The sequence below is a fragment of the Curtobacterium sp. MCBD17_034 genome, from assembly GCF_003234515.1.
Lineage (GTDB): Bacteria > Actinomycetota > Actinomycetes > Actinomycetales > Microbacteriaceae > Curtobacterium.
In genome coordinates this window covers 1-18,069 of the sequence record NZ_QKTN01000003.1, presented here as the reverse complement: position 1 = coordinate 18,069, position 18,069 = coordinate 1, and the positions used below count along the sequence as shown (strand labels likewise).

18 protein-coding genes are annotated in these 18,069 nt (G+C 73.0%); 8 read left to right on the top strand and 10 right to left on the bottom strand.

Annotated elements, in window-relative coordinates; translation table 11 throughout:
• The first annotated feature begins 174 nt into the window (after positions 1–174).
• From DEI92_RS06795 to DEI92_RS06775, 5 genes are read left to right on the top strand one after another with little or no spacing between them, the layout of a single operon-like run.
• Positions 175–1,083, top strand: a complete 909-nt coding sequence (locus DEI92_RS06795; protein WP_111012914.1) for an ABC transporter substrate-binding protein — start codon at positions 175–177, stop codon at positions 1,081–1,083.
• Positions 1,084–1,105: 22 nt separating this feature from the next.
• Positions 1,106–2,011: an amino acid ABC transporter permease gene (locus DEI92_RS06790; RefSeq protein WP_111012913.1), complete on the top strand. Its 906-nt coding sequence runs from the start codon at positions 1,106–1,108 to the stop codon at positions 2,009–2,011.
• A complete protein-coding gene (locus DEI92_RS06785) occupies positions 2,008–2,817 on the top strand; it encodes an amino acid ABC transporter ATP-binding protein (RefSeq protein ID WP_309146655.1) in 810 nt (269 codons plus the stop codon). The genes DEI92_RS06790 and DEI92_RS06785 overlap by 4 nt, the downstream gene beginning before the upstream one ends.
• Entirely contained in the window at positions 2,814–3,572 is a 759-nt protein-coding gene (locus DEI92_RS06780) for a hypothetical protein (protein ID WP_111012912.1), read from the top strand. The genes DEI92_RS06785 and DEI92_RS06780 overlap by 4 nt, the downstream gene beginning before the upstream one ends.
• Positions 3,569–4,645, top strand: a complete 1,077-nt coding sequence (locus tag DEI92_RS06775) for an electron transfer flavoprotein subunit alpha/FixB family protein (RefSeq protein WP_111012911.1) — start codon at positions 3,569–3,571, stop codon at positions 4,643–4,645. The genes DEI92_RS06780 and DEI92_RS06775 overlap by 4 nt, the downstream gene beginning before the upstream one ends.
• 30 nt (positions 4,646–4,675) lie before the next feature.
• Here the strand turns inward: DEI92_RS06775 and DEI92_RS06770 are convergent, their stop codons facing one another.
• Complete coding sequence (locus tag DEI92_RS06770; protein ID WP_258370110.1) at positions 4,676–5,659, bottom strand: NADP-dependent oxidoreductase; 984 nt, start codon at positions 5,657–5,659, stop codon at positions 4,676–4,678.
• A 157-nt stretch (positions 5,660–5,816) separates the two neighbouring features.
• A complete protein-coding gene (locus DEI92_RS06765) occupies positions 5,817–7,709 on the bottom strand; it encodes a family 43 glycosylhydrolase (RefSeq protein WP_111012910.1) in 1,893 nt (630 codons plus the stop codon).
• Positions 7,710–7,945: 236 nt separating this feature from the next.
• Between DEI92_RS06765 and DEI92_RS16515 the strand changes: the two genes are divergently transcribed.
• Complete coding sequence (locus DEI92_RS16515; protein WP_181434721.1) at positions 7,946–8,113, top strand: hypothetical protein; 168 nt, start codon at positions 7,946–7,948, stop codon at positions 8,111–8,113.
• Between the two features lie 49 nt (positions 8,114–8,162).
• Here the strand turns inward: DEI92_RS16515 and DEI92_RS06760 are convergent, their stop codons facing one another.
• Both DEI92_RS06760 and DEI92_RS06755 read right to left on the bottom strand, forming a co-directional pair.
• A complete protein-coding gene (locus DEI92_RS06760) occupies positions 8,163–8,852 on the bottom strand; it encodes a hypothetical protein (RefSeq protein ID WP_111012909.1) in 690 nt (229 codons plus the stop codon).
• Positions 8,853–9,084: 232 nt separating this feature from the next.
• Entirely contained in the window at positions 9,085–9,645 is a 561-nt protein-coding gene (locus tag DEI92_RS06755; protein WP_258370109.1) for a hypothetical protein, read from the bottom strand.
• 48 nt (positions 9,646–9,693) lie between these two features.
• On the opposite strand from DEI92_RS06755, the gene DEI92_RS06750 reads away from it, so the two are divergent.
• Together DEI92_RS06750 and DEI92_RS06745 are read left to right on the top strand one after the other, a co-directional pair.
• Positions 9,694–10,467 (top strand): SGNH/GDSL hydrolase family protein, encoded by a 774-nt coding sequence (locus DEI92_RS06750; RefSeq protein ID WP_258370108.1) that lies wholly within the window; start codon positions 9,694–9,696, stop codon positions 10,465–10,467.
• A 224-nt stretch (positions 10,468–10,691) separates the two neighbouring features.
• On the top strand, positions 10,692–11,591 hold the full coding sequence (locus DEI92_RS06745; RefSeq protein ID WP_111012906.1) for an NAD(P)-dependent oxidoreductase: 900 nt from the start codon (positions 10,692–10,694) through the stop codon (positions 11,589–11,591).
• 148 nt (positions 11,592–11,739) lie between these two features.
• On the opposite strand, the gene DEI92_RS06740 is transcribed toward DEI92_RS06745, so the two are convergent.
• Genes DEI92_RS06740 through DEI92_RS06715 form a run of 6 tightly spaced genes read right to left on the bottom strand, consistent with a single transcriptional unit; the run spans position 11,740 to position 17,988 of the window.
• Complete coding sequence (locus DEI92_RS06740) at positions 11,740–12,687, bottom strand: ketopantoate reductase family protein (protein WP_111012905.1); 948 nt, start codon at positions 12,685–12,687, stop codon at positions 11,740–11,742.
• Complete coding sequence (locus DEI92_RS06735; RefSeq protein ID WP_111012904.1) at positions 12,684–14,381, bottom strand: DUF885 family protein; 1,698 nt, start codon at positions 14,379–14,381, stop codon at positions 12,684–12,686. Before DEI92_RS06735 ends, DEI92_RS06740 begins: the two co-directional genes overlap by 4 nt.
• 24 nt (positions 14,382–14,405) lie before the next feature.
• The gene (locus DEI92_RS06730) at positions 14,406–15,221 is read right to left on the bottom strand and encodes an SDR family NAD(P)-dependent oxidoreductase (RefSeq protein WP_111012903.1); all 816 of its coding nucleotides are present in this window, start codon (positions 15,219–15,221) and stop codon (positions 14,406–14,408) included.
• A complete protein-coding gene (locus tag DEI92_RS06725; RefSeq protein ID WP_111012902.1) occupies positions 15,218–16,135 on the bottom strand; it encodes a MurR/RpiR family transcriptional regulator in 918 nt (305 codons plus the stop codon). The genes DEI92_RS06730 and DEI92_RS06725 overlap by 4 nt, the downstream gene beginning before the upstream one ends.
• Positions 16,136–16,171: 36 nt before the next feature.
• A complete protein-coding gene (locus tag DEI92_RS06720) occupies positions 16,172–17,152 on the bottom strand; it encodes an isoaspartyl peptidase/L-asparaginase family protein (RefSeq protein ID WP_111012901.1) in 981 nt (326 codons plus the stop codon).
• Positions 17,149–17,988, bottom strand: a complete 840-nt coding sequence (locus DEI92_RS06715) for a M55 family metallopeptidase (protein WP_111012900.1) — start codon at positions 17,986–17,988, stop codon at positions 17,149–17,151. Before DEI92_RS06715 ends, DEI92_RS06720 begins: the two co-directional genes overlap by 4 nt.
• Positions 17,989–18,069 lie beyond the last annotated feature (81 nt).

Sequence of the window (18,069 nt, the reverse complement as noted above, 5' to 3'; positions counted from 1 at the left end):
CGGTACTGCATCCCACACAGCGGCAAAACGTCGTCCGGGGTCGGACCGCCAACTCGTAACGGGGAGTTAACAAACGCCACCCCGGCGCTCCCCCCACCCCGGAACCACCCGCTCGTCGCACCACCCACCGGCACTCAGCCCCGCACCGCCCGCACCCGACCAGGAGGTCCAGCAATGCCCCGCACACCCCGCGCCCCGCGTCTCGGTCCCGCCCGCATCGCCTCGGTCCTCGTGGCCGCCACGGCGGCCTCCGTGCTCCTCGCCGGCTGCGGCACCTCGAGCTCGTCGTCGGACGCCGTCACGAGCACGAAGCTCACCGGCGAGCTCCCCGCCGCCGTCACGCAGAAGGGCTCGATCACGGTCGCCGGTGACGCGTCGTACCCGCCCATCGGCTACTACGAGGCGGACGGCACGACGCTGACCGGTGTCGACTACGCCCTCGCGGACGCGCTCGGCAAGGAGCTCGGCATCCAGGTCAAGGAGGTCAACGCCTCGTTCGACTCGATCATCCCCGGCCTCGCCGGCGGCAAGTACGACGTCGGGATGTCCTGGATCAACGACACCGACGAGCGGCGGAAGGTCGTCGACTTCGTCGACTACAGCAAGGACGGCGCGTCGATCTTCGGGTTGACCAGCACGAAGGACAAGCCCACGACGACCGCCGAGCTGTGCGGCCACTCCGTCGCGGTGCAGAAGGGCACCTCGGAGCAGACCGACGCCCAGACGGCCGCGAAGCAGTGCACCGCGCAGGGCAAGGGATCGGTGTCCGTGCAGGTGTTCCCGGACCAGAGCGCCGCCAACCTGGCCGTGAAGTCCGGCCGCGCCGACGTCTCCATCGCCGACACCCCCGTCGCCGCCTGGCAGGTCCGGAAGAGCAAGGGCGCGTTCGAGCTCGCGGGCGAGCCCTACGGCGCGGTCTACCACGGGATCGCGGTCAAGAAGGGCAGCGGTCTCGCGAAGCCGCTCGCGAAGGCGTTCCAGAAGATCATGGACGACGGGACGTACGCCCGCATCCTGAAGAAGTGGGGCATGAGCGAGGCTGCGATCGACGCCCCGCTCGTGAACGGCCAGCCGCTCTCCTAGGGCCGGCGGACGAGAGGACACCATGGCAACCACCACGCCCACACGCACCAGCGCGCAGCGCCCACCCATTGCCCGACGCCGTCACCACGGCCGGTGGACGGCGGCCGTGATCCTGCTGCTCGTCGCCGCCGTCGTGGCGCACTCGCTCGTCACCAACCCCCGCTACGAGTGGGGCGTCGCGTTCACGTGGTTCCACTCGCCGCGGATCCTGCTGGGACTCCTGCGGACCCTCGAACTGACCGCCGTGTCCATGCTCATCGGGGTCGTGCTCGGGGGCGTGGTGGGCGTCATGCGCATGTCGAGCAACCCCGTCGTGGCGGCGGTGGCGTGGTTCTACGTCTGGTTGTTCCGCGGCACGCCCGTGTTCGTCCAGCTGCTGTTCTGGGGCTCGATCTCGGCGCTGTACCCGGTGATCACGGTCGGCATCCCGTTCGGCCCCGCGTTCGCCCACTTCTCGGCAAACGACGTCGTCACGCCGTTCATCGCCGCGATCCTCGGGCTCGGCCTCAACGAGGGCGCGTACATGGCCGAGATCGTCCGCGCCGGACTCCGGTCGGTCGACCCCGGGCAGCGCGAGGCGGCGGCAGCGCTCGGCATGAACCCCAGCCGGGCCCTCGTCCGGATCGTCATGCCGCAGGCCATGCCGGTGCTCATCCCGCCCACCGCGAACGAGCTCATCGGGCTGCTCAAGTCCTCGTCGATGGTGTCCGTCCTGGCGTTCCCCGAGCTCCTCTACTCGGCGCAGCTCATCTACTCGGACAACTACCAGACCATCCCGCTGCTCCTCACCGCGTCGATCTGGTACCTCGTCGTGACGTCCGTCCTCAGCGTCGGGCAGTACTTCCTCGAGCGGCACTACGGCCGTTCGTTCAGCGCCCGCGTCAGCCGCCGGGCGGTCCTCGCACCGAAGGGCGGGTCAGCCGTATGACCGACACCATGACCCCGCGGGCGACCGCGACCGCTCCCATGGTCGAGATCCGGGGCCTGAGCAAGCGGTTCGGGCACGACGAGGTCCTCCGGTCCGTCGACCTCGAGGTGGACACCGGCAGCGTCTGCTGCCTGCTCGGCCGGTCGGGCTCGGGCAAGTCCACCCTGCTGCGGTGCATCAACCAGCTCGAGACGTTCGAGGACGGCGAGGTGTTCGTCGGCGGCGAGCGCATCGGCTACCGCGAGCGCGGCGGCAAGCTCCACCCGCTCGGGCACCGCGACCTCGCTCGGCAGCGGCGTGCCATCGGCATGGTGTTCCAGCGCTTCAACCTCTTCGGTCACATGACCGCGCTCGAGAACGTCGTGGAGGCCCAGGTCGGCGTGCTCGGACGGTCCGCCGCCGACGCCGCCGAGCGCGGACGCGCCCTGCTCGACCGGGTCGGCCTGGCCGCCCGCGCCGACCACTACCCGCGGCAACTGTCCGGTGGCCAGCAGCAGCGCGTCGCGATCGCCCGCGCGCTCGCGATGGAACCCTCGGTGATGCTCTTCGACGAGCCGACGTCGGCACTCGACCCGGAGCTCGTCGGCGAGGTGCTGTCGGTCATGCAGGACCTCGCGGCCGACGGGATGACGATGATCGTCGTCACGCACGAGATCGGGTTCGCCCGCGAGGTCGCCGACTCGGTCGTGTTCCTCGACGGTGGCCGCATCGTCGAGCAGGGTTCCCCGTCCGAGGTGCTCGTCGCGCCCGCTCACGAGTCGACCCGGACGTTCCTGGCGCGCGTGCTCCGCGAGGACGCCGCGTGAACGTCCTCGTCCTCGTCAAGGACGTCGACGCACCCGGCGGGACGGCGATGAGCGGGGTGGACCCCTTCGCGGTCGCCGCTGCGGTCGCCCTCGCCGGCCCCACCCCCGTCACCGCGGTGACCCTCGGACCCGACCGGTCCGTCGCGTCCCTGCGCGAAGCGCTCGCGCTCGGCGCCCGGCGCGCGGTGCACGTCCTCGATCCGCATGGCGCCTGCGACCTCGCGACCGCCGCGCACCGGCTGGCCGCCGTCGTCACGCAGATCCGCCCCGACGTCGTCCTGCTCGGTCGCGAGGCCACCGACACCCGCAGCGGCGTCCTCGCCGCCATGCTCGCCGGGGTCCTGGGATGGCCGTTGCTCGCGGCCGCGGACCGCATCAGCGCCACCGGCAGCACACGTCCGGGAGGCCCGACCCCCGCACCGACGGCGCTCACGGCCCGTCAGCGCACCGACACCGCGACGCACCTCGTGTCGGCGCCCCTGCCCGCGGTCGTCAGCGTGGCCGAGTACGGCGCGGAGGTCGGCCCGCTCGAAGCCGCGGATCTCCGGCGCGCCACGACGACGCCCGTGGAGCGGTGGCACGCGGACGACCTCGGCGTCGGGCCCACGGTGCCCGCGTGGCACGAGGTCGAGCGCGTCCCCCGCCCGGTCGTGCGCCGTGCCGGTCGGCGGGTCGCCGGTGACGACGAGGCGGCCGTCCTCGCGCTGTTCGCCTCGCTCGGCCTCGCCCCCGCGGTCGCCGCGGTCCCCGCATGAGCACGGTCGTCGTCCTCGAGACCGGGGAGGCCGGCGTCCCCGAGGGCACGCTCGGCGCGCTCGCGCTCGCCGTCGAGCTCGGGGACGTGCTCGCGGTCGTCTCGCACGCCGGCCCCGACGTGCTCGCGACACTCGCCGCCGCCGGGGTCGCCGAGGTCGCCGCGCTCACGGCCGACCCGTCCGGGCCACCAGCCGATGCGGCGCAGGTCGCCGCCACGCTCGCGCAGCTGCTCGGCCCGGACCCCGACGACGCCCGCACACCTGCCGACGGCCGGACACCTGCCGATGAACCGACACGTGCCGACGCCGGCAGGCACGCCGACGTCGTCGTGGCCGCGCCGACCCCCTGGGGCCGCGAGGTCCAGGGGCGTCTCGCCGTCCGCCTCGGGGCTCCCCTGGTGACCGGCGTCGAGCAGGTCCGTCGCACGGACGGCCGGGTCGTCGTCGTGGTCGACGCCGGTGACGGCACCACGGCCGTCCGGTCGACCGCCGGGCGTCCGGTGCTCCTGCTGACCGCGCCGGGCCTCCCGGTCGATGCCGACCCGGCGCACGACGGGGCAGACGGTGGCGGCGGCGGACGGGCCGGTCGTGACGTCCCGACCGACGGGCTCCGTGCGGTCGCTGCACCGATCGTGCGCCGGCTCCCCGCGGCACCGACCGCGGTGCCCGCCGTGGGCGTCGCGTCCGTCGTCGACGAGGACGCCGTCGGCGCCCCGCTCGCGCGTGCCCGCGTCGTCGTCGCCGCGGGCCGGGGGCTCGGATCCGCCGCGCAGGCGGACGCCCTGCGCCGGTGGACGGAGTCGGTCGGCGCCGTCTTCGGTTCCGCGCGCGGACCGGTCGAGGCGGGCTGGGTGCCCTTCGACCGGCTCATCGGGCAGACCGGCACGACGATCAGCCCGGACGTCTACGTGACGTTCGGGGTCTCCGGCGCGCCCCAGCACCTGGCGGGCGTGCGGGACGCGGGCACGATCGTCGCCGTGAACAGCGACCCCGACGCCCCGATCATGCGCGGCGCCGACGTCGCGGTGGTCGGGGACGCGGTCGCCGTGCTCCGGCTGCTCAGCGGCGCGTGATCCGCCCGGCGGTGCGCCGGGCATGACCGGTCAGGGCACGAGCACGATCTTGCCGCGCGCGTGACCCTGCTCGAGCTCCGCGTAGGCGTCCTGCACCGCGTCGAGCGGGTACGTGGCGACGATCGGCACCGTGATCGTGCCGTCGGCGGCCTGGCCCGCGAGTTCGGCGAGGACCTCCTGGGACGCGGCGTCGACGCTCCCGTCGGTCTTCGCACCGACCTCGGCCGCGGCCTCGTACGCGATGATCGTCTCGATGCGCGCCGCGGGGACCCCGAGCGCGATGCCCAGCCGCACGTACTCCGGCCCGTGCGTGTCGATGAGCGCGTCGATGCCGTTCGTACCCGCCTGTCGCACCCGGTCCTCCAGGCCGTCCCCGTACGCCACCGGACGGGCGCCGACCGAGCGGAGCCACTCGTGGTTCGCCTCGGACGCGACGGCGATGACGTCGACGCCCTTCGCCACGAGGAGCTGCGTCACGATGCCGCCGACGCCACCCGCAGCGGACGAGACGACGACGGTCTCGCCCGGGCGGGGGTCGACGGCCCGCACGGCGGCGTACGCGGTCGTCGCGGCGACGTCGAGCGCGCCCGCGATCTCCCACGACAGGCGCCGCGGCTTGGCGACGAGCTGCCCCTCGGGGACGCTGACGAACTCGGCCTGGCTCGACCGCTCCCACGACCACCCGAGGACCTCGTCCCCGACGGTCCACTGCGTGACGTCCTCGCCGATCGCCGCGACCACGCCCGCCAGGTCGGTGCCCTGTCCGGACGGGAACGTCGCCGGGAACTGCTCCGCCATCGCGCCCTGCCGGATCGCTGCCTCGCCGGGGTTCGTGCCCGCGGCGCGGACGCGAACGAGGACGCGGTCACCCGTGACCTCGGGCACCGGGACCTCGTCGACCCGGAGGACCGAGCGGTCGCCGTACGCGTCGAAGCGCACCGCCCGCATGGTCGTGGGCAGGTCGGCGTCGCGGGCGGTGGTGGGGGTGTGGGTGTCTGGCGTGGAGTCGGTCACGCGGGGGACGCTACCCCGCGCTCCCTCACCGCTGCTCCGCTTCTCCGCTTCTCCGCTTCTCCGCGAGATCGCAGTCGTTGCCGTTCTGGGTGATGCCAGAACGACAACAGCTGCGATCTCGCAAGTGTCGCGGGTGCGGGTGCGGGTGCGGGGGGGGTCAGCGCCCGAGCGTCACCGCCCCGCTGACGTGCAGGTAGTCGAACGTGCTCGTGAACCCGGAGGCCCCGAGCGAGATGAGCCCGATCCGCGGGTGCGCCCCGAGATCGGCCGTCCACGTGCCGCCCTTGACGAAGTGCCGCCCGTCGACGCTCGTGTACGCGGTGTAGGCGCTCTTCCCCTCGACCGTGTGGTGCACGATCCGGAGCGTCGTCCAGTCGCCGACCGGACCGACCACCATGTTCCCGTAGTTCGGGGCGCCCGCCGGTTGCGGGGTGACCTCCTTGCCGAACTCGGTCTGCCGGGTGTCGTAGATCGAGTTGGACACGAGGCGGATGTAGTTGCCGTCGTCCCCGTACACGATGAGACCGCCCTGCGCGTAGTTCGCGCCATCGCCGGTCGCGGGCGTGTCCACCGACACCTTCGTCTCGACCACGTAGTCACCGGCCGGCGCGGGCTCCGTGAGCACCGAGGCGAGCGGCGTCGCCGGCGGGTGCAGGTCCGCGGCCTGCGTCTGCCAGCGGAACGCACCGCCGCTCACCGAGTACGTCGACGGGTCCGGCTGCCGCGTCCACGCGAGCGACGACGGGAGGCTCGTCCCGGCGAAGTCGGTCGAGGCCGCCCGGACGGGACGGCCGGGCACGGTGACCGGTGCGAGGGTCGGCCGGTAGGTGGGCCGCTCCCCCGGCTGCGCCACGGGCCCGGGCTCACGCTGATCGGACGGTCCGGCACCCCCGCGGACGGTCGGCCAGCCGTTCACCCAGTCGAGCGGGTCGATGAGCGCCGGTCGCTTCGTGTACGTCGGCTGGCCCGCGTAGTACGGGTCGTTCTGGTCGACCGCGTGGTAGATGATCCAGTCCTGCCCGGCGAAGTCCGTGACGACCGTGTTGTGCCCGGTGCCCACCCAGCGGTTGCCGTTCTGCGCGAGGAGGGGCGTGCCTCCAACCCGGGTGCTGAGGATCGAGACGCCGTCCTGGTCGAGGAACGGGCCGAGCGGACTGCGGGACCGCGCGACGAACACGCCGTACCCGGTGAGGGCACCGTTGCAGCAGTTCGTGGCGGAGCCCATGAAGTACCACCAGCCGCCGTGCTGGGTGATGTAGGTGCCCTCGTACCGGTTGTCGATCGCGATCGGCTGTTCGGTGGCGGGCAGCGACCGGAGGCCGTCAGCCGTGAGCTGCCGGACGTTGACGCCGCCGTAGTAACTGCCGAAGTACAGGTACGTCGCGCCGTTGGCGGTGATCACCTCGGGGTCGAACTCCCAGCGCTTCCCCTGACCGTTCGCGGCCTCCTGCGGGGCGACCACCGGGCCTCCTGAATCGGTCCACGGTCCGGTCGGGCTCGTGCTCGTCGCGACGCCGACGGCCGACCCGCCGCCGGTTGCCGCGGTCGCGGTCGGCGTGTCCGACGCGGCGTAGTACATGAAGTACGTGCCGGGACGCCCGTGGGCGCCCGCGCGGTACACGACGTCGGGGGCCCAGATCCCGTTCGCCGCACCGACCCAGGCCGGCTTCGTCGTGAACGCGTCTCCGACGTACGTCCAGTGCGTCAGGTCCGTGGAGCGGTAGGTCGGGACGGTGTGCTGTACGAGCGATCCGTCTGCGTTCGTCTCGGTCGCCGTGAGCGCGTCCGACGTGCAGTACAGGTACCAGTTCCGGTCGCGCCCGGCGCCGTGGATGGCGGTCGGGTCGGCGCAGCTCGCGGCCGTCTGGCCGTCCGGGAGGCGCAGGGCCATCGGGTTCTGGTAGCTCGCGGGCGTCGTCGGGCCGCGATGCGCGGGGACGGCGGCGGTCCGCGGTGGGGCCGCGGCCGGTGCCGCCATGGCCGGGAGGGACAGGGCCGGGGCCCCGATGAGCGTTGCGGCCGCGATCACGGTCGCCAGGATTCGGCGCACGGTTGCTTCTCTCTCGTCGTTGAGGAGTGGTGGCGTTCACGCTACCCACGACCCCGCTCGCCGTCCACCGTCGCGGAGCAGGACGTCAGGCGCAGCGCTTGCACGGAAACCGCATGGTGTCCACCCCTGTTCGCGGGCCAGGATCGCCCCTATTGTTTGAGCATCACTCGCACGAATGCGGCGTCAGCTGACGACAGGGCGTCAGCGCCGCATCGGCCAGGGACCCGAGGAACGACATGAGCCGGTACGAGATGCAACCCGGGGTGGCACCCGCTCAGATCCGCTTCTTCCGCAAGGCGGCGACCATGCCGCGGCGACGGACGACCGGTACGACCGAGGACACCGTCCGGTACGAGGACTTCTTCCGCAACGGATCCCCGATGCGGCGGCGGAACGCGGCCTGAGGGCGCGGGTCGGAGTGGCCGGGACGGTCACTTGCGGGGAGCGGGACGGTCACTCGCTGGGGAGCGACAGCTTCGATCCGCTCGGACCACGACCGGTGGGCCGACGCGGTGGTGCGACCTCCGGCAGCGGCGGCAGGGCCTCGGCGCGGCGTCGGGCGAGCTCCATGCGGCCGAGTCCGGTCACCGCGGCGATGAACGTCGAGGACTGGAGCAGCCCGAGACCGAGCGGTGTGAACAAGGAGAAGGCGAACCGCCCCTCGAGACCAACGGCGGCCACGCCGAGCCACACGAGTGCCCATGCGGCCGGGAGCCACAGTGTCCGGGCAGCGCTCAGGACGAGCCCGTCGCGCGCACGCTCAGCGGCGGCGATCACCAGGTCGCGGTCCTCCGGGGCCATCGCCGGTGGCCGCGGGGCGAACTGTCGGGCGATGCGTTCCTGGCGGCGCCAGTCGCCCGATGGGATGAACGCCCAGAGCGGTGGCGACGCGAGCGACAGGCGGTGGGACGCGGCGGCGCCCGAACCGAACGCGGCCGCGATGAGCACCAGGCCGACGACCACCAGCGGGGCCGGCGTCGTCGCCCAGTGCCAGACGATCTCGGTCAGCGAGGCTGCCGTCCCGACCGCCGTGGCCACGCTGCCGGCGATGATCGTGCGCCGTCGGCGGACCTCGACGCTCACGAGCTCGGGGTACCTCGCGCGGACGATCACCCACCCGGTGCGGAACGGAGTGTCGGCCATGCACACGATCCTGGCCTGTTCACTGACGTGACGTGCGGGCCGCATGCGGCGAGACCGGTACGACCGGTTGTACTCACCCCATGAAGACCGCGATCTCGGTTCCGGACAGCGACTTCGAACACTTCGAGCGCGTCGCAGCGCAACTTGATGACGCAGGTCGCGGCGGGCATCCGGCTCGTCCTGGGCATCTGACCGCGACGACGACCCTGCGAGCGGATGGACTGCCCGACGCTCAGCGCACTGGAGGCCCCCACCCGACCGCATCGAGCACCGCGGTGGCGACCCTCCCGGGGTCGTCGCCGTCGACCGACACCACGTGATCGTGGACGTCAGCACCGTCGAGGACCGCGTCGAGCTCCTCCGCGCGGTCGAGGTGCCAGTCGCGCTCCGCTCCGGGCGCGTGCCGCACGAGCAGTCGCCGTCGGAGTTCGCCGGCCGTCACCACCAGCCGACAGGTGACGATCGTCTCGGCGACGGCCTCCTCGAGCGCGCTCCGGTCCTCCACGGTCTCCGCGACGCCCGCGAGCACGAGCCGCTCGGCACCGGCGTCCCACGCGTTCCGCGCCACCGCCGCGAGGTTCCGCGCGAGGAGCGCTCCGTTGAACCGGTCGTCGGGCGGTGCGGGCCACACACGACGGAGGGCGTCGAGATCCACCACCGCATGGGGCAGACCCCGCTCGCGGAGCAGTGCACCGATCGCGTCGGCCGTGGTCGTTTTGCCCGCGCCGACCGTGCCGTTGAGCAGCAGGACCCGCGGAGGGACCCGTCGCGCGGTCGAGCCCGGGGCGGTCATGGCGGCAGCTTACGGACGGGCGCGTCACCGCAGGAGCAGGATCGACCCGTGCAGAGATCGTTGAGCAGCTACGCGGCCATCGGTGACAGTTTCGCCGAGGGGATGGGTGACGAACGGCCGGACGGCACTCCTCGCGGGTGGGCGGACCTCGTCGCCCAGGGGATCGCGGCGGCGGCGGCCGGCCCGGTCACGTACGCCAACCTCGCCATCCGCGGCCGGCTGCTCGCACCCCTGCTCGACGAGCAGCTCGAGCCGGCCATCGCACTCCGTCCCGACCTGCTGAGCATCAGCGGCGGGAACAACGACCTCATCCGCGCCCGCGTCTCGGTTGCTGCGGTCACCGCCCGGCTCGAGGCCGCGATCGACCGTGCGGTGGCCTCCGGCGCCGAGGTCGTGTTCGTCACGGTGGCGAACATGACGCGGAACCTGCCGGCCGGGCGTCTCGTCGAGGGGCGCGGCAACCAGTTCGCGAGCGCGATCCGGCAGTGGGCCAGCAAGGACCACGTGACCGTGGTGGACAACTGGTCGGACGAGGAACTGATGGAGCCGCGCTACTGGTCACCGGACAAACTGCACCTCAACGCCCTCGGGCACCGGCGGGTGGCGGGCAACGTGCTGGCCGCACTGGAGGTTCCCCTCCCCCCGTTCCCGGAGGAGCTCCCACCGGAGGTGGTCCGGCAGTCGCGTGCCGCCTACTGGCGCGAGCACGTGCTGCCCTGGATCGGCCGTCGTCTCACCGGCCGCTCGTCGGGCGACGGCCGGGAGCCCAAGCGGGCGACCCTCCAGACGGTGGACCTCCCCTGGAGCTCCCGCACGCCGTGACGGAGCACGGCTGCGTCGGGCGGTCGCTCCAGATCGCACTCGTCGCCGTTGTGGAGGCGCCCAGAACGGCAACGAGTGCGATCTCGCGGAAGGGGAGGCCGGGCGCCGGGGCCGGGCGCCCGGGGCCGGGGGTCAGGCCACGACCACGCACCGCGTACGTTCGGACTGGTTCCGGCCCTCCCGGTCGGACGTACCGCGGACTGCCCACGCAGGAGGAACACACCATGAAGGTCGTCGTCACTGGTTCCCGGGGCAAGGTCGGACGCCCCACCGTCCAGGCGTTCGTCGACGCGGGGCACGAGGTGCTCGGCGTCGACCTCGTCCGTCCGGTGTTCGACGCCGGGGTCGTCGTCCCCGGGAGGTACGTGCAGGCCGACCTCACCGACGCGGGCTCCGCGTACGCCGTGGTCGCCGGTGCGGACGTCGTCGTGCACGTCGCCGCGATCCCGCAGCCGGCCGGCAACCCGCCACACGTGGTGTTCCAGACGAACCTGATGTCGACGTTCAACCTGATCGAGGCCGCGGTGCAGTTCGGCGTCCGCCGGTTCGTCAACGTGTCGAGCGAGAGCATCGTCGGGAACTTCTTCCCGGAACGACCGTTCCTGCCCGACTACCTGCCGGTCGACGAGGACCACCCGCAGTACCCGCAGGACCCGTACGCGCTGTCGAAGGCGTTCGGCGAGCAACTCATGGACGCCGCGGTGCGTCGCTCGGACATCCGTGCGATCTCGATCCGGCCGAGCACCGTGCACAACGAGGACAACTACGAGTCGAACCTCGGTCCGCAGGTGCGCGAGCCCTCCCGGACGAGCGCGAACTTCGGCAGCTACATCGACGCCGAGGACCTGGCCGACGCCCTGGTGCTCGCGGCCGAGTCCGACCTGCCCGGGCACGAGGTGTTCTACATCGCTGCGGCCGACAACGCCGGGGGGCACGACTTCGCCGCCGTCGTGCGCGAGCACCACGGCGACGCGATCGAGCTCCGCGAACTCGACCGCGTCGACGCGTCGGGGATCTCGATCGAGAAGGCGCGGCGGCTCCTCGGCTGGAGCCCGAAGCACTCGTGGCGCGACCACCTCGACGAGCAGGGGCACGCGCGAGCAATGCCGACGTCGCGACCCTGACCTCCCTCAGCGGTTCCGTCTGAGCGGAGACGGCACCGCGCGCGCTGCGGCAGGGCCGCGTGCTCGTCCGCGGTCACACCGCGCGCTTCCGGTGGAACACCCGGAGCGCGCGGTGCGAACGGACGAGAGCGGTTCGATCCCGCCGTGGTCAGCGGGAGGCCGCGAACTCCGCCAACTCCTCCAGGTTCGCGACCTCGCACGTGCGGCGGCCCTCCTCGATGTCGTGGATCATCGCGACGATCCGGTCGAACACCGGCCCCTGGATGTCCTTGTGCACCTCGTCGACCTCGGTCTTGCGCTTGCGCACCATGAGGTCGCGGTAGATGCCGCTGCGGGCCTTGGCGCTCTTGCGGTTGAACGCGGCGAGCCGGTCGAGCGACCCGTCGAGGTCGTCGGGCACGAAGCCGTCGAACGACTCGACGGGGACGGGTGCCTGGTCGATGGCCTCCTGCGCCACGGCCGTCATGAGCGCCCGGTACGGCGGCAGCGACAGGGAGTCCGCGATCGTCAGGTCGGACACCGCGCCGGCCCAGAGCATCGCGCCGTAGGCCTCCTTGCCCCACAGGTAACCGAGCACGTTCTCGGTCGGCAGTGCGTACGGCAGGCTGTCCGCGAGCAGGCCGACCCGTGGCGTGATCGGTCCGCCGCCGATCTCGCCGATCCGGAACGTCGCGACGTTGCCCTGCAGGATGCGGCCCGGGCCGAGGTAGTCGGCACCGAAGTTGACGAAGCTCGACACGACCCGGTCCGCGCCGACGGCGGCCTGCAGGGTGTCGGCGGTCAGGCCGTTCTGCACGGTCAGGACGAACCCGTCGGAGGCGAGCCGTCCCTCCAGGAGCGCCGCGGCGGACGCCGTGTGCAGGCTCTTCACCGCGACGATCGCGTGCTCGATCGTGTCGGGCAGGTCGTCGGGCGTGACGGCCGGAACGTGCGCGGTGAACTCCTCGACCGGCCCCTCGATGTGCAGGCCGTCGTCGTTGATCGCGGCGACGTGTGCCGCATCCGCGTCGCAGAGCAGGACGTCGTGTCCGGCGCGGTGCATCCGAGCCCCGATGGTGCCGCCGATCGCGCCGGCGCCGATGATGGTGACCTTCATGCTGCTGTCCTCTCCTGCCACTGCGTGACGACTCCGCCGAGCACGGTGAGCGGCACCGCGCCGTTCCCGAGCACCGTGTCGTGGAACCCGATCAGGTCGAACCGGTCCCCGAGCGCACCCTGCGCGGCCGCCCGGAGCCGGAGGATCTCGCGGCGTCCGATCATGTAGGCCAGGGCCTGCCCGGGCCAGGCGATGTAGCGGTCGACCTCGCTGCGGACGTGCTCCTCGGTGGCGGCGGTGTTCGCGAGCATGAACTGCACGGCCTGCTCCCGGGACCACCCGAGGTGGTGGATGCCCGTGTCGACGACGAGTCGGCAGGCCCGGAGCGCGCGCATCGAGAGCATCCCGAGGCGGGCGACGTCGTCCGAGTACAGCCCGAGTTCGTCGGCGAGCTCCTCGGAGTACAGGCCCCATCCCTCGTTGAAGCTGCACGCCTCGACGTCGAGGTACCGGCGGTAGCGGGGCACGTCGAGCTGCTGCGCCATCGCGAGCTGCATGTGATGGCCGGGCACCGACTCGTGGAACGTCAGGGCCTCGTACTCGTACCGGTAGCGCTGCTCGGGCTCGTCGGCGAGCAGGCAGAAGGCGCCGGGGCGGCTGCCGTCGACCGCCGGGGGCCGGTAGTAGCCGAGGGCGCTGCTGCCCGCGTCGATCGGGTTGATCGGCTCGAGGGTGCACGCGGTGATGTCGTACGCGGGGAAGGCAGCGGGGCGCGCGGCCTCCGCCCGGTCGAGCGCGGCCTGCGCGTACCCGATGATCTCGTCCGTGGTCCGGAATCGCAGCGCCGGGTCCGTGCGCAGTCGCGCGGCGATCTCGACCGGCTCGGTGAGCCCGAGCGCGCGCTGTCCGATCGTCGCCCACTGTTCCCGGAGCAGCTCGAGTTCGTCGAGGCCGATGCGGTGGATCTCGTCCGGCGTCAGGGCGGTCGTCGTGTGCCGGGCGACCGCGGCGGCGTAGCCCTCGGCCCCGCCGGGGATCGTCGAGATCCCGACGCGGTCGTCCGGCCGCGCGAGCGGGTGCAGCTCGACCCGGAGCCGTTCGGCGAGCGCCGACATCGCGGGGCGCACCCGCTCGTCGACGAGTGCCCGGGCGGCGTCGAACCACGGCGTCCCGCGCACGGCGGTGAGCAGGGCGTCGTCGTCGAGCGGGAGCGCGAGGTAGCCCTCGAGCTGCTCGATCGAGTGGCGCACGCCCATGGCGGTGGGCACGCGTCCGCGCGACGCCTCGAGCAGGTACCGGTCGGCGAGCGCGGCGAAGGTCCCGCCGAGGCCGCCGATCCGGGCCAGGTACCGGTCCGCAGCGGCCTGGTCGGCGACGGTCATCGCGGGGACGGCCTGGAACACGAGGCCCTGCCGGCTGACGTACCCCTTGGCGCTCGCGTTCGCCGCCCACAGGCTGTGCTCGGCGTCCTGCTGCGCACCACGGACGAGTGCGGTGAGCACGCCGTGGTCGACCCGGCCCGCGTCGTCGAGCCGGTCGACCGGGAGGCCCGCGGCGGCCTCCGCGATCGCCGCCAGGTCCGCGGCGGCACGCTCGCTCGCGTCCTCGCTCGGGTCGCCGGGCAGGTGGTCGAACTCCGCGATGCCGAGGAGCGTGGCGTTGTACGGGTCGTAGGTGTGCTCGGTGGCGAAGTACCGTTCGCCGAGGTCGGCGAGCTGCGCGTGGACGTCGGTGTCCGGTGGGGTGGTGGTCATGCTGTCCTCTCGGGAACGGGTGGCTCAGAAGAGCTGGTGTCCGCCGTCGATGGACAGCGTCTGGCCGCTGACCCATCCGGCGTCGGGTGCGACGAAGAACGCGACCCCGCGGGCGATGTCCTCGGGGGTGCCGGTGCGGCGGACCGCGATCCGCTCGACGAGGGCGCGCTGCCCGTCGGGGCCGTAGGAGTCCCACTGCGCCTGGGTCGTCGGGTTCGACAGGACGAACCCGGGCGCGATGCAGTTGACGGTGATCCCGTGCGGGCCGAGCTCGTGCGCCATCTGCCGGGTGAACCCGATCTGCGCGGCCTTCGACGTCGTGTACGCCTGGATGCCGGTGAGGCTCACGCTGCGACCGGCACCGGACGACACGATGACGATCCGCCCGTAGCCGGCGGGCTTCATGAGGCGGGCGGCCGCGCGGGTGCAGTTCCTGGCGGTCAGGACGTTCGCCGCCCAGACGGCGTCCCAGGCGGCGTCGGTGAGGTCCTCGATGGGTGTGTGGGTCTGGCCCACGACGCCGCCCGCGACGTTGACGAGCACGTCGCAGCGGCCGAGCGCGGCGAACCAGGCGTCCACGGCGGCGCTGTCGGCGAGGTCGAGGTCGTCGCGGTCGAGCCGGTGGACGACGGCGCCGGCGGCCTCGAGGTCGTCAGCCGTGCGCCGTCCGATGCCCTGCGCGGTCCCGGTGACCACGGCCACCTGGCCGGCGAGCGGTCCCGTGGCCGACGGCACGGGCTCCGGCGCCGGGGAGGGCGTGCCGTCCGGCCTCCGCGCGGCGGTACGCGCCGAGGCGGCCAGGGGCCACTGTCCGGTCGTGGTGGGCAACTCGTCGCTCATCGTTCCTCCTCGAGTTCGATGGCGCCGAGGTTGCCGGCGCCGACGGCCCGGGGGCCGGTCGTCGGCTCCCCTCGGTGTGCGCGGGAGATCCGGACCGAGTCCTCCCACTCCTTCATGCGTGCGAGGCCGCGGCGACCGCTCGCGCGGAGCACGCCCTCGACGAGCGCCTCGATGAGCACGAGCAGCGGTGCCATCGAGTCGAACGGGATCCCGTCCACCGTGACCGGCAGCACGACGTCGGCGCTCTCGACTGCCGGGGACAGCGTGGTGTCGGTGATGACGACGACCGTGGCGCCCTGCTCCTTCGCGGCGGCGGCGGCCTCCTGCGCGGCGAGTTCGTGGCGCCGGAAGTCGATGACGACGACGACCGCACCCCGGCGCAGCCGCAGGAATCGCCCGACATCGTGCCCGAGCGGCTCGGCGAGGAACGCGACGTCGGGCAGGATCTGGTCGAGCTGCGCGGCGAACACCATGCCGAAGTAGCGGCTGAAGTACCCCCCGATGACGGCCACGTGCTTCGGCCGCTCCCCGAGCACGGCGACGGCGCGGTCGAACTCGCTCGGCGGCACGCACGTCCGGAGCGCCTCGATGAGCCCGACCCGCTCGGCGATGGCCCGGGCGAAGGTCCCGCTGCCGCCGTCGTGGGCGATGCCCTCCTGCGTGCGCTGGACGGGGCTGCCCATGTGGTGGGCGACCTCGTCGCGGAGCTTCGCCTGGAACGCGGGGTACGTGCCGAACCCGAGCCGCGCGACGAGCCGGAGCACCGTCGGCGTGCTCGTGCCGGCGGAGCGCGCGAGGCTCGCCGCGCTGTCGAGTCCCGCACTCGGCCACGCGGCGAGCAGGGTGCGCGCCACCTTCTTCTCGGCGGGGCTGAGTTCGTCCATGCGGGCGAAGATCTCGTCGTTGATCGGCATGTCCCTCCTGGTGTGTCCGGTCCCGGGCCGACGGCCTCAGGTGCGGAGCATGAGCCGATCGCCGTCGTGGAACGCCGCGAACATCGTCGGCGAGTTGTGCGCCACGACGACCCGGCCGTCCGCGTCGACGGACACGAGGCCGCCGCTGGCGTGGCGCGCGGTGAGTTCCTCGTCGATCGTGGCACGGACCGCGTCGGGCAGGCTGGCCCCGCCGTACCGCATGCGGGCGACGATGTCGTGGGACACGACTCCGCGGATGAACGCCTCACCCTCGCCGGTGCAGGACACCGCGGCCTGGCCGTTCCGCGCGTAGGTGCCGGCGCCGATGACGGGCGAGTCGCCGACGCGGCCGTCCTCCTGTGCCGACATGCCCCCGGTCGAGGTCGCTGCGGCGACCGTGCCCGAGGTGTCCCGGGCGACCGCACCGACCGTGCCGTGCCGCGGTGCGACGAGCCGGTCGGCGAGGATCCGGGCGAGCTGCTGCTGGCGCGCCTCGGTGATGAAGTACTCCTGCGCGGCCGTCTCGAGCCCCCAGCCGGCGACGAGGTCCTCGGAGGGGTCGACGATGAACAGGTGCGCGGACCGCTCCATGACGGCGCGGGCCAGCAGCACCGGGTTGCGTGCGTGCCGGGAGGCCGCGATCGCGCCCGCCAGGCCGGTCGCGCCGTCCATGACGGACGCGTCGAGCTGTGCCTCGCCCTCGGCCGTGAGCGCTGCACCGCGTCCGGCGTTGAACAGGGGATCGTCCTCGAGCTGCTCGACGGCCGCACACACGGCGTCGAGGGCGGGACCACCGGCGCCCAGGACCGCCGACCCGGCCGCGTACGCGGCCGCGAGCCCGGCCTCGAACCGCTGCCGGTCCTCCTCGGCGAGTTCCGCGATCCGACCGCCCGCGCCGCCGTGCAGGGCGAGGGACCAGCCGCGCGTCGGCGCGATGTCCCAGATCCGGGTGCCCTGCGGGCGCGCGATGGCCTCCTCGTCGCGACGGCCCGCCTGCTCGGCCGCAGCCCCGGTCATCGGCCGCCCGCCTGCCGGGTGATGTAGTTGACGGCGACGAAGCGCGTGAACACCGACAGCAGGTCGCCGCCACTGATCGCGATGGTGCGCTCGGACACCCGGTCGACGCCGCCGACCCAGGTGGCGACGTCGGCCATGTCGGACGTCAGCACGTCGAGCTCCAGCGTCGTGTCGGCCGGGAGGTCCGGGGCGCGCATGCCGCCCGCGGTCACCTTCGCGACGGCTGCGGTCGCGGCAGCCCGGATCCGTGCGCACGACACGACGGGGTGCAGGGCGTCGGCGCTCGCGCGGGTGATCGACGTCTTCGTGACGACGTGCTCGGCATCGGGAGCGAAGGGCTCCGTCTCGGTCCAGGTGACCTCGTCGCCGGTGACGAGCGCGATCGGGACGTCGTGGTGCGCCGCGACGAGGGCGTTGATGCCGCTCTCGCCGACCCAGGCGCCGTTCACCCGGGCCCCGGTGAACACCTCGGGGTTGTACGTGTGGGACAGCGTGGACGGCGCGCCGGAGATGCTGCCGTGGTAGCCGACGAGGAACGCCGCGTCGACCGAGGCATCGAGCCCCTGCACCATGTACATCGGCTTGTGGCGGCCCGTGATCATCCGGACCACCTCGGGCTGCGCGATCGCCCGCGGGTCGAGGTTCGCCATGCGGCTGTGCGAGTCGTTGAGGAGCACCTCGGTGGCGCCGCCGGCGACCGCGCCCTCGATCGCGGCGTTCACCTCGGCCAGCAGCAGGTCGCATCCCAGGGCGTACCCGGGCGCGCCGGGACGGCACTGGTCCCAGTCGACGATGCCGGCGACGCCCTCCATGTCGTACGAGATCCAGATCTTCATGCGGGCCTTCCTTCGTGGGGCGCGGTCGGCTGGTGGGGCTCGGCCGGGTGGTGCGGTGCGGTGTGGTGCTGGGCGGGGTGG

What these genes read in the sequence shown, in the direction of transcription:
- DEI92_RS06745 (WP_111012906.1), top strand. Translation starts at nt 10,692, where the DNA reads ATGAAGGTCGTCGTCACTGGTTCCCGGGGCAAGGTCGGACGCCCCACC.
- DEI92_RS06715 (WP_111012900.1), bottom strand. Translation starts at nt 17,988, where the DNA reads ATGAAGATCTGGATCTCGTACGACATGGAGGGCGTCGCCGGCATCGTC.
- DEI92_RS06775 (WP_111012911.1), top strand. Translation starts at nt 3,569, where the DNA reads ATGAGCACGGTCGTCGTCCTCGAGACCGGGGAGGCCGGCGTCCCCGAG.
- DEI92_RS06720 (WP_111012901.1), bottom strand. Translation starts at nt 17,152, where the DNA reads ATGACCGGGGCTGCGGCCGAGCAGGCGGGCCGTCGCGACGAGGAGGCC.
- DEI92_RS06795 (WP_111012914.1), top strand. Translation starts at nt 175, where the DNA reads ATGCCCCGCACACCCCGCGCCCCGCGTCTCGGTCCCGCCCGCATCGCC.
- DEI92_RS16515 (WP_181434721.1), top strand. Translation starts at nt 7,946, where the DNA reads ATGAGCCGGTACGAGATGCAACCCGGGGTGGCACCCGCTCAGATCCGC.
- DEI92_RS06785 (WP_309146655.1), top strand. Translation starts at nt 2,008, where the DNA reads ATGACCGACACCATGACCCCGCGGGCGACCGCGACCGCTCCCATGGTC.
- DEI92_RS06730 (WP_111012903.1), bottom strand. Translation starts at nt 15,221, where the DNA reads ATGAGCGACGAGTTGCCCACCACGACCGGACAGTGGCCCCTGGCCGCC.
- DEI92_RS06790 (WP_111012913.1), top strand. Translation starts at nt 1,106, where the DNA reads ATGGCAACCACCACGCCCACACGCACCAGCGCGCAGCGCCCACCCATT.
- DEI92_RS06735 (WP_111012904.1), bottom strand. Translation starts at nt 14,381, where the DNA reads ATGACCACCACCCCACCGGACACCGACGTCCACGCGCAGCTCGCCGAC.
- DEI92_RS06740 (WP_111012905.1), bottom strand. Translation starts at nt 12,687, where the DNA reads ATGAAGGTCACCATCATCGGCGCCGGCGCGATCGGCGGCACCATCGGG.
- DEI92_RS06760 (WP_111012909.1), bottom strand. Translation starts at nt 8,852, where the DNA reads ATGGCCGACACTCCGTTCCGCACCGGGTGGGTGATCGTCCGCGCGAGG.
- DEI92_RS06725 (WP_111012902.1), bottom strand. Translation starts at nt 16,135, where the DNA reads ATGCCGATCAACGACGAGATCTTCGCCCGCATGGACGAACTCAGCCCC.
- DEI92_RS06755 (WP_258370109.1), bottom strand. Translation starts at nt 9,645, where the DNA reads ATGACCGCCCCGGGCTCGACCGCGCGACGGGTCCCTCCGCGGGTCCTG.